This window comes from Psychrobacter sp. YGAH215 (assembly GCF_007280595.1).
GTDB lineage: Bacteria > Pseudomonadota > Gammaproteobacteria > Pseudomonadales > Moraxellaceae > Psychrobacter > Psychrobacter faecalis.
Genome location: NZ_VKLR01000009.1, coordinates 94,263 through 109,742 on the forward strand (window position 1 = coordinate 94,263; position 15,480 = coordinate 109,742).

Genomic DNA, 15,480 nt, shown 5'->3' on the forward strand with positions numbered 1-15,480 from the left:
CCATACTTTTCATTCGAATATTAGGACACTCTATGCCGACCCCAATTAATGAACGCAAACTTGCCAATGCCATCCGTGTACTGTCGTTCGACGCGGTTCAAAAAGCCAATTCTGGACACCCAGGCGCGCCGATGGGCATGGCTGATATTGCCGAAGTATTGTGGCGCAAATTTTTAAAGCACAATCCTGCTGACCCGCAATGGCACAACCGCGATCGCTTTGTACTATCAAACGGTCATGGCTCGATGCTCATTTATTCCTTGCTGCATTTATCAGGCTATGATGTCAGCGTTGATGATTTAAAAGGCTTTCGTCAGCTGCATTCAAAAACTCCAGGCCATCCTGAACTTGGCTATACGCCAGGGATTGAAACCACAACGGGTCCACTAGGTCAGGGTATTGCCAATGCCGTTGGTTTTGCGATTGCAGAGAAGACACTAGCGGCGCAGTTCAACCGTGACGGCCATAACATCGTTGACCATCATACTTATGCGTTCTTAGGCGATGGCTGCTTGATGGAAGGTATCAGCCATGAAGTTTGCTCATTGGCTGGCACGTTAGGTTTGGGCAAATTGGTCTTTTTCTATGATGATAATGGCATCTCAATCGATGGCGATGTCGAAGGCTGGTTCACTGATGATACGCAAGCGCGCTTTGAGGCCTATGGCTGGCAGGTCATCAAAGTCGATGGTCACGATACCGATGAGATTACCAAAGCCACTGAGCAAGCCATTGCTGAGTCCGCTAAGCCAAGCTTAATTATTTGTAAAACGACGATTGGTGCGGGTAGCCCGAACAAGCAAGGCTTAGCAGCTAGTCATGGTGCGCCGCTTGGTGATGATGAAATCGTCTTGACCCGTGACGCTTTAGCATGGACTCATGCGCCGTTTGAATTAGATGACGAAATCTATGAAGCATGGGATGCTAAAGCTAAAGGCGACGTACAGCAAAAGAACTGGGATGCGGACTTTGAAGCCTATAAAAAAGCCTATCCAGAATTGGCAAGCGAGCTACTACGCCGCTTAAACGGTGAATTGCCAGCGGATTTTGAAAGCCAAGCACAAGCCTATATTCAGCAAACGCAAGAGCAGGGCGGTGATGTTGCCAGTCGTAAAGCCAGTCAAAATGCGATCAATACCTTACAGCCGTTACTACCAGAATTGTTGGGCGGTTCAGCGGATCTGGCAGGTTCAAACCTTACGCTATTTAAAGGTGCGAAAGGCATCGAAAAAGATAGCGATGGCAACTATATCTATTATGGCGTGCGCGAGTTTGGTATGACCGCGATTGCCAATGGTATCGCGTTGCATGGCGGCTTTATCCCTTATGTGGCGACCTTCCTGATGTTTATGGAATACGCGCGTAATGCGGTACGTATGGGCGCACTCATGAAGCAGCGTGTGATTCATGTTTATACTCATGACTCTATCGGCCTGGGTGAAGATGGCCCGACGCATCAGCCAGTTGAGCAATTGACTAGCTTACGTACCACGCCAAATCTACGCACATGGCGTCCGTGTGATGCGACCGAATCGGCCAGCGCTTGGGTTGAAGCAATTAAGTCCGAAAACAATCCATCAGCATTGATCTTTAGCCGTCAAAGCTTGCCACATCAAGCACGTGATGCTGAGCAAGTCGCTAACATCGCTAAAGGTGGCTATGTGTTAGCGAAAGAGCAAGGCGAGTTACAAGCAATTATCATCGCGACAGGTTCAGAAGTTGGCTTAGCTATGCAAGCGCACGAGACGTTAAGTGCAAATGGCGTTGGCGTGCGTGTGGTCTCTATGCCATGTGCCGAGATTTTCGTAGAGCAAGAGACGAGCTACCGTGAAGCGGTATTGCCAGCTAATATCCGCGCCCGCGTAGCGGTAGAAGCAGCACATGTCGATTACTGGTATAAGTTTGTCGGTCTAGATGGCAAAGTTATCGGAATGACGACTTATGGTGAATCAGCGCCTGCTGATGAGCTGTATAAAGAGTTCGGTATTACCACTGAAGCGGTGGTTGATGCAGTAAATAGTTTGGTGTAATAGACCTAAATTAGTTAGTAATCAAAAAAAGAGCTATTAGAGAAATCTGGTGGCTCTTTTTTTTGTGATTAACTTTTGGTTTTGAAATATTATAAAAGCCCTGTAAATAGATTGCTGGGTAGGTTAGTGTCGAAACATAATGCACCATGAGTCGTTAAATGGTAACGCAAAGTTCGACCAGCCGCTCTATAACCAAGCTTGATGTGTTGTTTTATAGTTGACCGTTGTTAGTGTTATATCTAGTTCGCTAATTTAAAGCGAGCTTAAGGACGTGTACCTGTTTTGTACTGGCACGTTGATTAATAGACAAGGTGCGTCAAAAAGAGCTGGATAAAGTAGACAAGCTGCGTCAAAAAGAACAGGATAAAATTGATAAAAAGATTCAGGCAATGATAGACGATATCAACCAAAAGGCGATGAAAAAGCAAGAAAAAATAGATACTAAAATTCAGAAAAGAAGAAATAAAATAGATAAGACTGGTATAGCAGAAGAGCAAATATGGCAGTACTAAAAACGTTAGAAAATATATTTTTAATATTTAATCGATTTTCGAGTCATTTTTAGGTCATAATATTTTTAAATAATTAAGCGTTTCTGTAAGTATCGTCTTAAAAATCTATGGTGTTATCTACCCAACTTAGAAATTCTAAGTTGGGTTTTTTGTCACTTAATCAATTGGCTGCAATCAGCTTCCCTGATATCTCAAGGGGGATGATATTGCTAATCAGTTTCGGGAAAGCTGTCACTCCATAGCTATAGCGATCGACCATACCTGTCGCGCGAAACTTTAACGTCGGTTGAGAGGTGGCGGGGTCAATCTCTACATCAGATAAAGTCACTCTTACCGTTAACGGTTTGGTTTGACCTAAAGCGGTAAAGTCGCCCGTGACATTGGCCTCTTTCGGCGTAATCATCTTGATCTTTTTTGAGACAAACGTCATCGTCGGATATTGCTGCGTATTGAGCAGCTCTTTACGGCGCAAAAAAGAGTCACGTAGCTTGCGCTCGGTATCGATGCTATCGGTATGCACGGTAAAATTAATGGTCGTACTCTCAGGCTTTTTGACGTCATAATTGATCGATCCATTTACTTTACGAAACTTACCGTCAGTGGTCGCCTTGCCTAAATACTTGACCTCAAAATCAGCACTGGTCTTAGGCACGTCCAGTTTCCACTTTTGTGGCATCGTGTTGGCGGCGACTCCCATTATAGGCAAAGATAATAATAAAGAGGTACCAAGCGTAATCTTTAACAAAGAGGCGGCGCGAGTATTCATACGTATGATCCAAAGGGTGGTATTAAAGTCGTCAGTATTGAACATGCTTTTAGGGCACAACTGAGCGTTATAGCTGAAATAATAATACGATAGCCTACTACAATTGTGCTGTTTCAATGTATTATTAAAGTTATGAGCGATTTAGAAGTAAGACTTACACTTTACACTGGCTTAGCGCTTAAAATAACCAATATGACTTTTTATATAGTAGAAAACCATGTCTTTGATGTCCAGCTTTAAAGGTATCGTCGGCGAGACCGTCATCAATGTGGCCATGTGGCTAAAACTTGAAAAAGACGTTTATCATCGTCTAAACAATATCACTTTGCCATTAGCAAATGGCGGCAGCACCCAAATTGATCATGTTATCGTCTCTAGGTATGGCATCTTTGTCATCGAAACCAAAAACTATAAAGGCTGGATTTTTGGTAATGAGAAGCAAAGACAATGGACGCAAGTCATCATGGGTCGCAAGTATAAATTTCAAAATCCATTGCGGCAAAATTATTTGCATATAAAAACGCTGTCTGATTTATTAGAACTTGAGATGAGTTATTTCCATTCGATGATTGCCTTTATCGGCGAGTGTGAGCTTAAAACTCGTGATGAGTTACCAGAGCATGTATTGACGAGCGGCATGGCGTCTTATATTAAGAAAAAACAAGATAAAATGCTTACCGATGAAGAAGTCAAAGCCATTGTTGAGCAAATTGAAAACAATCGATTTAGCAAGTCTTGGCGTACTAACAGAGCGCATCAAGCCTATTTAAAAGAAAAGCATAATCCGTCAAACAAGCAAGCTAGTGATAATCCAAATGCTAAGTCAGTTACTACATCAGCGAATCAGCCTGCGCCTGAATTAATAGTAAAACAACCTTCTAAAAAGACCATTCTTCAAAGCAGAGAAGTACTGCGATGGTCTGGGCAAACGGAAGTTGAAGCGATCGACGCACCGTTTGTCCCTTCTAGCAAGGTGCTGCCTATCTCTCAACTGATTAATGATGATTCTGTCTTTATTACCCCATTTGAGGTTTTGGAATCAGAGCCGAAGATAGAGAAAGCTGCTACTAAGGAGCCTTCTATTATCGAGCAAGTTGAAGCGTCAATCATTTCTGATAATACTCCCGCTTGCCCGAAGTGTAATAGTGAGATGGTCAAGCGCGTTGCTAAAAAAGGTCAGCAGCAAGGTCAGCCCTTTTTTGGTTGCAGTCAATTTCCTAAGTGTCGCGGTGTGGTGAATATTAATTAGGTGATATTAGGGTGTGTATAGAATTCAAATGAGTGGCAACCAGATAAAGACACAAGCAAGCATTACCGCTGCTGCATAGCTATCTTTGAGCTTATCATATCGCGTGGCAATGCCCCTAAAATGTTTCAACCTAGCAAAAGCGTTTTCTACCAAGTGACGGCAACGATACAAATACCAGTCTAGTGTGTCATTGTTGCTGTTTTTAGAGTTCGACTTAACGGGTATGACTGACTCAGCACAGTGCTTGAAGATACACTCTCTAATATCACTACTATCGTAGCCCCTGTCTGCAATCACCGCTTTAGTCTGGTTATTAATCGTGCTATCTATCAACGTCTTTGCCATCTTAGCGTCATGCACTTGCCCACCTGTCAGCTCAACATGTATAGGGTTACCACAAGCATCGACCACTAAGTGCAGTTTGTTGCTATTACCTGCAACACTTTTACCAATGGCCTCATCAAGATGACTGGCTGCACCTGAACTATGCTGATGAGCTTTGACCACGCTACCGTCTATAAATAACCATTCACTATCATAGTTTGCTGTGATTATTTTCATGAGCTTTTGCCATTTACCGGTTTTACGCCAATAACGGTATTGATGATATATGCGAGACCAATGACCGAAATAAGAAGGTAAATCTCGCCATGGACAGCCTACTCTTATGCGGTACAGCATGCCTTCAACGGTACGTCTTAGATTGGGCTTGTTATATACGTTAATTTGTCGCAATATAATAAATAGCTTGTGCCAAAGTTCATCGTTGAGCTTGGTGCGAGTCATAAGTGACGCCTTATTTCTTTGTTGTGGTAAACAGTAGAGTAAGGCGTTGCTTATTTTTTTCAATGGTTCCTCAATTCTATACAGCACCTATGCAAAACGAAAATAAGTCAGGTGTTTTTAACTCAAATTGTGGGCTGCGATAAATATCGATATAAATAAGCGGTTTAAATATACTACCTTACGCAGTTGTAACGCAAGGTATCAATATATTTAATTTGATAGAAAATGTCCCGTTTTAATATCTGTATTTTTGAATGTAAGTGCTATTTTCAATAGAAAAGTTATGAGATAAAAGCGCTTGCCGTAAAATATTTTACTTATTTTTTCTATGATGCGATTTGCTCAGCGTGATGATGTTTTGCTTTAATGAAGTCAGCCATTTTTTCGGCGATCATAATAGTAGGTGCATTGGTATTGCCGCTGATTAAGGTTGGCATGACTGAGGCATCGATGACACGCAGTCCGCTTACACCGCGCACTTTTAGTTCTAAGTCGACCACAGACTTATCATCTGAACCCATACGGCATGTGCCGACTGGATGATAGATGGTATCTGATTTATTACGAATATAGCCAAGCATGCCGTCTTTTTCGATATAAGGGGCAGGGTAGTCTTCGGTGATATATTTGGCTATGGGTGCTTCTTGCATGATGGCGCGCGTACGCTCAGCGCCTGCGACCATATACTCTACGTCTTTAGGATGGGAGAGGAAGTTGGGATCAATCAATACGCACTCTGAGGGGTCAGCTGACGCAAGCCTAACCGTACCGCGGCTTTCAGGGCGCAAGTAGCAGGCGTGACAAGAAACAGCAAAACCGCGTCTAAGGTCACGACCGTGTTCAATCACCCGTGAGATGACAAAATGCAGCTGGGTATTTGGCCACTCTTTTGGGGCGTCACCAACGCTAAAGAACGCGCCAGCTTCGGCGTAGTTGGTAGATAGTAGCCCTGTGCCATCTTTTCTCCATTGGCGAATGCTTTTAGACAAGGTTGAGAGCGTTGCCATACCAATACCGATCACATCGGTAGTATTGACCTCGTAATCAAATACTACATCCAAATGATCCTGTAGATTGCCACCGATTTCAGGCGCATCTACCAAGACATCTATACCGTGTGACTGCAAGTGTTCAGCAGGACCTATGCCCGATAACATGAGAACTTTGGGTGAGCCAAAGGTGCCTCCTGACAAAATAATTTCCTGACGTGCCATTACTGTATGCTCGACGCCGTCTTTTTCATAAGCGACGCCAACGGCTTGTTTGTCTTCAATGATGACGTGGTTGGCTTGCGCATGGGTAATGACCGTCAGATTTGGCCTGCTTTGCACTGGATGTAGATAAGCGGCAGCGGCAGAGCAGCGTTGACCTTGTTTCTCTCCATGAAAGTGCGTCACTTGATACAGACCAACACCATCAAGTTTTTTGCCATTGAAGTCTTGGTTATGCTCAAGTCCATTGGCTATCCCTGCCTCTACAAACGCTTTTGAGACTTCACGAGGACTGAGTAAATCACTGACGTGCAGTGGCCCGCTATCACCATGCAGCGCATCGCTACCGTGAACATTGTTTTCTGACTTGATGAAGTAGGGCAGGACATCATCAAAGCCCCAGCCTTCGCAGCCTTGCTCAACCCAGCGCTCATAATCAAGCGCGCTGCCGCGAGTATAGATCATTGCATTAATAGCGGATCAACCACCCAAGCATTGACCACGTGGTTGGAAGCCGCGCCGGTTATTCAGATGCGCTTGCGGGGTAGTATGAAAGCACCAATTGTTCAATTTTAGCGGCTTGCCTGGGACTAGGAGAATCAAACCTGCAGGGACACGAACCGCAAGGTCTTTGCCTTCACCGCCGTATTCTAATAGGCAGACACTGATATCTGGATTTTCTGTCAGCCGGCTGGCAAGCACGCAGCCTGCAGAACCGCCACCCACGATGACGTAATCAAATTTTGCGTCAAATTCCATTTTTATATTCCTTATAGCTTCCATGCCAATCAAACTGGAGAGCTAGCTTTCCAGTATATAGGTCATTGATTAGTATAGACCTAACAGAATACTGACGCTAGGCATTCATTCAATCTTCAATGGCGCATATTTCAGAGCGCACAATAAAGCGTTTGCCTTCAGGTATTTCCAGTGAAAAACTGGCCCCGCGTCCATCGACCACATCGATGGTTAAATCCGTATGTTGCCAAAGTTTATGCTGCGCTTTACCCATATAAAAGGGACAGCCAGCGAGCTCACCGATGAGCACGTCTTGGCCGCCCACTTTAAACTCGCCCAATGGATAACACATCGGTGAGCTACCATCGCAGCAGCCGCCTGATTGATGGAACATCAGCTCGCCATGTTTAGATTTGAGTAATTCGATTAATGCTTTGCAGGATTCTGTCGCTTCAAGTTTCATGTCATGCTCCTTATCTTCAAAATTATCACGGAATTACTGTCATGCTGATTACGAATATAAGCTGAGGGCGAATATAAAAGGCCGCATCATCATCACTCACATCATTAATAGCATGTGGCTGAAAACGATACGACCTGTTATTTGTGACCAAACGTCGTAATTATCGAGATAATTTCTAAAAAATAAAAATGTCTCAAATAATTGACATGTCTACATAGAGTAATCAATCACGATGCGACCCTCAATCTTACCATCACGCATACGATCAAAAATGTCATTGATGTTTTCAAGTGGCTCAGCGGCAACAGTCGCTTTTACTTGACCTGCCGCTGCCATATCTAGCGACTCTTGTAGGTCTAGACGTGTACCAACGATTGAGCCACGAATGGTAATACCATTTAGTACCGTATCAAAGATAGAGACAGGGAAGTCGCCTGTTGGCAGACCATTACAGACTAAAGTACCACCGCGGCGCAGCATGGTCAGCGCTTGATCAAAGGCCTTAGAGGAGACGGCTGTCACTAGCACACCATGAGCACCGCCGATCTCTTCTTGCAGATACTCACCAGGATCGGTGTTTTTGGCATTGACGGTGACTTTTGCCCCCAGTTTTTTGGCAAAATCGAGCTTTTCATCGTCAATATCGACGGCAGCAACGTTCAGTCCCATGGCAATGGCGTACTGTACCGCCATGTGACCAAGTCCACCGATACCTGAAATGACGACCCAATCACCTGGTTTGGTGTCTGTCATTTTCAGACCTTTATATACCGTCACACCCGCACATAGAACTGGTGCAATCTCAACAGAGTCAACGCTCTCAGGAATAATGCCAACATAGTCAGCATCTGCCAATACGTATTCTGCAAAGCTACCATTTACTGAGTAGCCAGAGTTCTTTTGACTTAGGCACAGGGTTTCCCAGCCACCTAGACAGTGCGTACAGTGACCACAGGCAGAGTAGAGCCAAGGCACACCGACACGGTCGCCTTCTTTAACATGCTTAACACCTTCACCCACAGCAGTGATCAGGCCGACACCTTCATGACCAGGGATAAACGGGGGGCTTGGTTTGACTGGCCAATCGCCTTCGACAGCGTGCAGGTCGGTATGACAGACACCTGATGCCTGCATTTTTACTACAATTTGACCAGGACCTGGGGTAGGGATATCAACTTCTTCAATCTGCAGAGGTTGGTTGAACTCATGCAGAACCGCAGCTTTCATTTTATTACTCATGGTATAACTCCTTATTACTAGCAGTCACTAATGCTCGACTTAGTCTTTTAAACTGCCAATTATTTTACATGTAGATGCTTAGTAAGCATCGAGTTTGCACCTTACGCTTCCTTGTAAGGTGCTTTAGCAAATAGTGTTTAAAAGAACCCCATCGCTTTTGGACTATACGATACCAGCATGTTTTTGGTTTGCTGATAGTGATCGAGCATCATCAGATGGTTTTCGCGGCCGATACCCGATTGCTTGTAGCCACCAAATGCAGAATGCGAAGGATAGATGTGGTAGCAGTTGGTCCACACGCGACCTGCTTGGATGCCACGTCCGAAGCGATAGGCTTTGTGTACACTGCGTGTCCAGACTCCAGCACCAAGACCATATAAGGTATCATTGGCAATGCTCATGGCCTCTTCGTCGTCTTTAAATTTCGTGACGGCAAGTACTGGTCCAAAGATTTCCTCTTGGAACACGCGCATATCATTGGTGCCTTCAAAGATGGTCGGTTTCACATAATAACCGTCGCCAAGCTCGCCATCGTGTTTGGCTTGCTCGCCGCCAACCAAGACTTTCGCGCCTTCTTTTTTACCGATATCCAGATAAGATAAGATTTTTTCTAACTGGTCTGAGCTGGCTTGTGCACCAATCATGGTGTCAGTGTCTAATGGATTGCCCATTTTGATGGCTTCAACACGCTCGACACAGCGTTTGATAAATTCATCATAAATACTCTCATGTACCAGCGCACGCGACGGACAGGTACAAATCTCACCTTGGTTTAAGGCAAACATGACCAAACCTTCAACGGCTTTATCCAAGAAATCATCGTCTTCGTCCATGACATCAGCAAAGAAGATATTTGGACTCTTACCACCCAGCTCTAGGGTAACTGGAATGATGTTTTCACTGGCGTACTGCATGATTAGGCGACCAGTAGTCGTCTCACCAGTAAAGGCAACTTTATTGATACGTGGATTGGAGGCAAGCGGCTTACCAGCTTCAACTCCGAAACCGTTGACCACGTTGAGGACACCTTTTGGTAAGATATCAGCAATCCCGATCGTCTCTAGCATAAATAGGATAGAGGCAGGCGTTTGCTCTGCAGGCTTGAGTACTATACAGTTACCAGCAGCAAGCGCAGGGGCTAGCTTCCATACTGCCATGAGGATCGGAAAGTTCCATGGGATAATCTGGCCGACGACACCAAGTGGCTCATGGAAGTGATAAGCAACCGTGTCATCATCAATTTGACTGATGCCGCCTTCTTGGGCACGAATGGCACTGGCAAAATAGCGAAAGTGATCGACAGCTAATGGAATGTCTGCTGCTAGGGTTTCACGTACAGGCTTGCCGTTTTCATACGTTTCGGCAATGGCGATGGCTTCTAAATTGGCTTCCATCTTATCTGCAATTTTGAGCAGTAGATTGGCACGTTCAGCGACACTGGTTTTGCCCCAAGCGTCTTTGGCAGCATGAGCAGCGTCTAAGGCTTTTTCAATATCCGCTTCTTTTGAACGGGCGACTTGGCAGATGACTTTACCGTCAATGGGGCTGGTGTTGTCAAAGTATTCTCCATCGGCTGGTGCGACCCACTCACCATTGATAAAGTTGTCATATTTTTTGCGGAATTGGACGGGGCTGTTTTCTGTATTGGGATAGGCGTGTAGCATTAACGACTCCTTGTTGGGTATTATGATGGTTGAAACATAAATATTTGGCCTTCCTGACCAAGCTATGACTCTATCGTACTGAGCTTTGGCGTTGAATGATAATGACTTTTTATAATGATATATTTCGTATCGCATAACTTTATGTTATACGATTAGCGCCTGCTAAAGTGCTTTGTAAAGTGAGTGCAGCTGTTATAATTAAATGGCAGTGCCGCACACTTGGGTGCGATGCAATGATGCAATGCGGTATTTTTACTCCCTATTTTCTTTTATTACTTATTGGTTTGGATATATGCGTCAATCTTCTGCTCTTAATATTTTAAAAACAGGTCAAAATGTGTTTTTGACTGGCTCAGCAGGTTCAGGTAAAACTTATACTCTCAACCAGTACATCAATTACTTACGCGCGCGCCGTGTGCCAGTTGCTGTGACTGCTAGTACGGGTATCGCGGCGACACACATGAACGGCACGACTATCCATAGTTGGTCAGGTATAGGCATCAAAGACGAGTTGTCTGATCGTGATTTGACCAATTTATCGCGTAAGCAGTTTTTAGCAGACAGATTAAAAGACACGGCGGTATTGATCATCGATGAGATTTCCATGCTGCATGCCAAGCAGCTTAACCTAGTCAACCAAGTGCTCAAGCATGTGCGAAAAAACGATGCTGCATTTGGTGGTATACAAGTGGTGGTTGCAGGGGACTTTTTTCAGTTACCACCGATTGGAAGTAAGGGTGAGAGTAACCGAGAAAAGTTTGCTTTTATGTCTGAGGCCTGGCTCGATGCTAAGTTCCATATTTGTTATTTATCCGAGCAGCATCGGCAAGTCAGTGAGGCCGCTAATGGTGGTCTCGATTTGGATGATATTCTCAATCAGATTCGCAGACAAGAAGTCACTTTTGAGGCGATTGCGGCATTGGAAGCTACCTTTGATCAAAACGTCGATATCAATCGCACCCGTCTCTATACCCACAACCTCAACGTCAATAAAATCAATGATAAAGAACTGGCAGCGCTTGAAGGCGAAACCATGCGGTTTGAGGCCACCTCGACTGGCGATAGTAAATTGGTTGAGACCCTCAAAAAAACGGTACGCACTCAAGACGATTTGGTATTAAAGGTCGGTGCTAAGGTGATGTTTATCAAAAACAACAGCGAGCTTGGTGTCTCTAACGGCACGATGGGTGAGCTGATTGGTTTTGCTGCGGTAAAAATTGACGATAGTAAAGATACGAGCGATGATTTGATTGAAGATACTGCGCAAGATGCTATTGCTAAGAATACGAAAAACAAAGCCAAAAAAGATAAAGAAAGTAAGGAAAAACCAAAAGATGAAAAACCAACCACGCAAAAAATGCCTGTAGTTCGACTAAACTCAGGTCGTGAAGTCATCGCTGAGCCTGAAGAATGGATCATCGAAGACGAAACCGGCGACGTGCTGGCAAGCTACTTACAAGTGCCGCTGTGTTTGGCTTGGGCCATTACTATTCATAAATCGCAAGGCATGACCCTTGAGGCGGCCGAGATTGATTTATCGCGCACTTTTGAGCTTGGGCAAGGTTATGTGGCATTGTCACGCTTAAAGTCGCTGGCAGGTTTGCAATTGCTCGGTATGAATGACATGAGCTTGCAGCTTGACCCGCTGGCACGCGGCGCCGATAAACGCTTTTTGGCACTGTCAGAGGAAGCGGATGCCAATTATGCCATGCTTGATGAAGAAAGTATGAGGCAGGCGCATGAGAAATTTATTCTAAAATCAGGCGGCACGCTTAGCAAGTCGGTGATTGAAGCGTATGCCAATTTGCAGAAAAAACGCCACGAGCAACAGCAAGCGCAGATAGATAAAAAACAGAAACTTGGTAATCAAGTTTCTGATAAATCGGACAGCACCTTGCTGGCGACGCGAATTTTATTAGAAGAGAGCTTATCGATTGCCGAGATTTCGCAGGCGCGGCAGCTGTCGCAATCGACCATTATGCGCCATATTGCAGAATTAAAATCGCAAGATCCAAGTTTGGCGTGTGATCATCTGCGCCCAGACGATGAAGTGATGACGGCGGTTGGCAACGCTTATGTGGCCATTAAGGTCGCCAATAACCCTAATGACTTTAACGATGATGGCAGTGTTAAGCTGCGTCCAATTTTTGAGCATCTAAAACAAGCGGTTGATTACAATACCATTCGTTTGGCATTAATTTTTATTACGCCGTAGCATCCAATCGGTGAGAAAAAATCTCTAAAGATAGACCGTCATTATGCTGATAATATTCAATGTAGCGCGCCACTCTTTTTATATCTCTTTATAGCGATACCCTTTTATGTCTGACGTTATACCTGATTTTTCTAGCGCAACTTACCAATTGAACGCCGAACCTAGAGTGGCGCTTACGCATGCGACAGGCGAGCATACGCAGCCCTTGAGGATTGCTATCAATGGCTTTGGCCGTATTGGACGTAATGTACTGCGTGCCTTGTTAGAGCGCTTTGAGGTGTTGGGGCGCGCTATCCATGTAGTGGCGATTAATGATTTGGCATCGGCTGATATCTTATTGCATCTATTAAAATTCGATAGTACTCATGGTCGCTTAAGCCGACTTGGCGTCAGTGCAGAGGTTTTAGACGATAACAACAATACTCAGCTGTGTTTGACTAAGAATAATCTGACCTACTGCATCAAAATGCTCTCAGAAGCTGACCCAAAAAACCTACCATGGCGCACGCTTGGTATCGATGTAGTGCTAGAGTGTACGGGGCATTTTCGCTCTTATGAGCAGGCGCAGCTACATATAGCAGCGGGTGCACAGCAAGTCATTATTGGTGCTGCGCCCTTTGATAATGTCGATGCTTGTATTGTCATGGGCGTCAATACCGCTGAGTTCACACGCAAGCTGCCGATTATCTCGAGCGTTTCTTGTACCACGCAGGCCTTAGTACCGCTGATTGATACGCTTGATAAGGCATTTGGCGTTAGGTCGGCTATGATGACCGAGATTCATGCTGTGACTGCTGACCAGACAGTGCTCGATCAAGCGCACCGAGACCCAAGACGCGCACGCGCCTCTGGTTATAATATTATTCCGACCACCTCAAGTAGTATTGCTGCGACAGAACGGGTATTGCCTGCGATGGTAGGGAAGATAAACGGTCACTCGATACGCGTACCGACCATTGATGTGGCGGCGATTGATGTGACGTTTGTCTTTGATACGCCGGATGTCAGCGTCGATGCGATACGAGAAAAGTTAAGAGCTGCTAGCCTTGGTGATTTGATAAATATCATGGCGTATACTGATGAGCCGCTCGTTTCCAGTGACTTTATCCATCAGCCAGAATCGCTGATTATCGATGGGCAGCAATTGATGCAAGTGGGCGAGCAATATAAAGTGTTTGCCTGGTACGACAATGAATGGGGCTATGCCAACAGGCTGCTTGATATGTGCTTGCACCTCGCTTTAAGTAAATAACCTGGTTTGCAGTAAATGTTTTAAAAAAAGCACGGGGTAAAAAATTTTGGCGCACGCTAAGTCATTGATTTAAAACTGGCTGTAAATTAATTTCATTTTTTTAATATGAAGCGCTTGCATTATACGATGATATCTATATAATGATGCACCAATGGAGACGTGGCAGAGCGGTTGAATGCACCGGTCTTGAAAACCGGCAAGGGTTCATAGCCCTTCGAGAGTTCGAATCTCTCCGTCTCCGCCAAATTCGAAAAAGCCCCAATCAGTTATTGATTGGGGCTTTTTTATGTTTGCATAAATGCGGTTTTAACTTAGCGGGCACTCTATATAGTCAAAATATCCTAAAAACGCGACGGTATTATTGATATCAATTTTTTGTAGCCTCTGTCTGCGCAGGCACAGCAAGCAAGGAAAATTTATACCAGTCGCACATCATTATACCCCTGTCTTATATGAACTCTCTATTATTTCGCCAGCGTTTGCTTAAATACTACTTCTTGCCCATCCATTAATACCAGTGTGCCTTCGCTAATCTCAATGTGTATGTCCGTATGATTTTTAATCGCGCGCATGACATTGATATCTTCAATACTGCTTTCGATGATGATTTTGCCAGACTGTTCAGGTTCGATTGGTGGCTGGAACTGGGTCAACGGTACATTAAAGCTTTTACTTTTGGTCAAATTGGCCTCTTGCATGGTGAGCTTACCCTTAAAGCTTTTAATCGCTACCTTACCGTGGTTTGACAGCATAAACTGTAGTTTTACTTGGTTTAGACTATCGCTATCGCTGGTTCTGACGGGCAGTAAAGCGACAGGGTAATTTTGTGCTTTGGCAGTATGCACTTGCGGACTGGTGACAATCGGGCTTTTTTTGCCAGTAGGATTATTTGGATGCAAGCGCTCATATTCACGCTGCTGGATAAGGGCTTGCTTGATGGTGATACGTGGCATCGCTCCGGACTCATACGCGCCGCTGAGCTTCATACGTAGCATATAGCGGCTCAAGAGCTGTCTGTCAGCCTCAGGCAACCGCTCAAACGTATCGCCAAGCTTTTTTTGCCATTGGTCAGAGTTGGTTGGTATGGTCTGCCTGCTTGGATCTGCTGGCGGCTGCATGCAACCATTGATAACTGGCAACATCGCTACAGTAAATGCCAATAACATGGCCTTTTTTATATAGCGTGCACGGCCTGCGTGTTTATATAAACCAATCATCATATGCCTCCTTTTCAACCCATATAGATACTAATAACTTTTATACCAATATAGCGCCTATCAATATAGCGCTTATGATAATTTTGTATGTTTGTTTATCGCTAATGGGTATTCGATGTTATTAAGCGCATTGAGAAG

At 44.6% G+C, this 15,480-nt stretch carries 13 protein-coding genes and 1 tRNA gene; 6 read left to right on the plus strand and 8 right to left on the minus strand.

All coding sequences use genetic code 11. From position 1 onward, the window contains the following. Positions 1 to 32: 32 nt before the first annotated feature. Together tkt and FOR85_RS05360 are read left to right on the plus strand one after the other, a co-directional pair. Complete coding sequence (tkt, locus tag FOR85_RS05355; protein ID WP_144297034.1) at positions 33 to 2,030, plus strand: transketolase; 1,998 nt, start codon at positions 33 to 35, stop codon at positions 2,028 to 2,030. Between the two features lie 311 nt (positions 2,031 to 2,341). Beyond that, the gene (locus tag FOR85_RS05360) at positions 2,342 to 2,542 is read left to right on the plus strand and encodes a hypothetical protein (protein ID WP_068407062.1); all 201 of its coding nucleotides are present in this window, start codon (positions 2,342 to 2,344) and stop codon (positions 2,540 to 2,542) included. Between the two features lie 160 nt (positions 2,543 to 2,702). Here FOR85_RS05360 and FOR85_RS05365 read toward each other — a convergent pair whose 3' ends face one another. After that, positions 2,703 to 3,308, minus strand: a complete 606-nt coding sequence (locus FOR85_RS05365) for a YceI family protein (protein WP_068407059.1) — start codon at positions 3,306 to 3,308, stop codon at positions 2,703 to 2,705. Positions 3,309 to 3,525: 217 nt separating this feature from the next. On the opposite strand from FOR85_RS05365, the gene FOR85_RS05370 reads away from it, so the two are divergent. After that, entirely contained in the window at positions 3,526 to 4,557 is a 1,032-nt protein-coding gene (locus FOR85_RS05370; RefSeq protein WP_144297035.1) for an NERD domain-containing protein, read from the plus strand. A gap of 24 nt (positions 4,558 to 4,581) precedes the next feature. On the opposite strand, the gene FOR85_RS05375 is transcribed toward FOR85_RS05370, so the two are convergent. The 6 genes from FOR85_RS05375 to FOR85_RS05395 form a co-directional block, all read right to left on the minus strand. Then, a complete protein-coding gene (locus tag FOR85_RS05375; RefSeq protein WP_144297036.1) occupies positions 4,582 to 5,343 on the minus strand; it encodes an IS5 family transposase in 762 nt (253 codons plus the stop codon). Between the two features lie 326 nt (positions 5,344 to 5,669). Further along, positions 5,670 to 7,028, minus strand: a complete 1,359-nt coding sequence (locus FOR85_RS12950) for a GMC family oxidoreductase (RefSeq protein ID WP_373681941.1) — start codon at positions 7,026 to 7,028, stop codon at positions 5,670 to 5,672. A 6-nt stretch (positions 7,029 to 7,034) separates the two neighbouring features. Next, the gene (locus tag FOR85_RS12955) at positions 7,035 to 7,313 is read right to left on the minus strand and encodes a lycopene cyclase family protein (RefSeq protein WP_373681940.1); all 279 of its coding nucleotides are present in this window, start codon (positions 7,311 to 7,313) and stop codon (positions 7,035 to 7,037) included. 109 nt (positions 7,314 to 7,422) lie between these two features. Further along, positions 7,423 to 7,755, minus strand: coding sequence for a DUF779 domain-containing protein (locus FOR85_RS05385; RefSeq protein WP_144297037.1), 333 nt, complete (start codon positions 7,753 to 7,755; stop codon positions 7,423 to 7,425). A gap of 210 nt (positions 7,756 to 7,965) precedes the next feature. Next, entirely contained in the window at positions 7,966 to 8,994 is a 1,029-nt protein-coding gene (gene adhP, locus FOR85_RS05390; protein ID WP_190295504.1) for an alcohol dehydrogenase AdhP, read from the minus strand. Positions 8,995 to 9,131: 137 nt separating this feature from the next. Then, positions 9,132 to 10,658, minus strand: a complete 1,527-nt coding sequence (locus FOR85_RS05395) for an aldehyde dehydrogenase family protein (RefSeq protein ID WP_144297038.1) — start codon at positions 10,656 to 10,658, stop codon at positions 9,132 to 9,134. Positions 10,659 to 10,950: 292 nt separating this feature from the next. Here FOR85_RS05395 and FOR85_RS05400 point away from each other — a divergent pair, with 292 nt between their 5' ends. The 3 genes from FOR85_RS05400 (at position 10,951) to FOR85_RS05410 (ending at position 14,369) form a co-directional block, all read left to right on the plus strand. Beyond that, positions 10,951 to 12,873 (plus strand): AAA family ATPase, encoded by a 1,923-nt coding sequence (locus tag FOR85_RS05400; RefSeq protein ID WP_144297039.1) that lies wholly within the window; start codon positions 10,951 to 10,953, stop codon positions 12,871 to 12,873. A gap of 118 nt (positions 12,874 to 12,991) precedes the next feature. Next, positions 12,992 to 14,125: a type I glyceraldehyde-3-phosphate dehydrogenase gene (locus FOR85_RS05405; protein ID WP_144297058.1), complete on the plus strand. Its 1,134-nt coding sequence runs from the start codon at positions 12,992 to 12,994 to the stop codon at positions 14,123 to 14,125. Between the two features lie 153 nt (positions 14,126 to 14,278). Further along, a tRNA-Ser gene (locus FOR85_RS05410) sits at positions 14,279 to 14,369 on the plus strand. A gap of 220 nt (positions 14,370 to 14,589) precedes the next feature. Here FOR85_RS05410 and FOR85_RS05415 read toward each other — a convergent pair. Continuing rightward, entirely contained in the window at positions 14,590 to 15,345 is a 756-nt protein-coding gene (locus FOR85_RS05415; protein ID WP_223808522.1) for a hypothetical protein, read from the minus strand. Between the last annotated feature and the right edge of the window lie 135 nt (positions 15,346 to 15,480).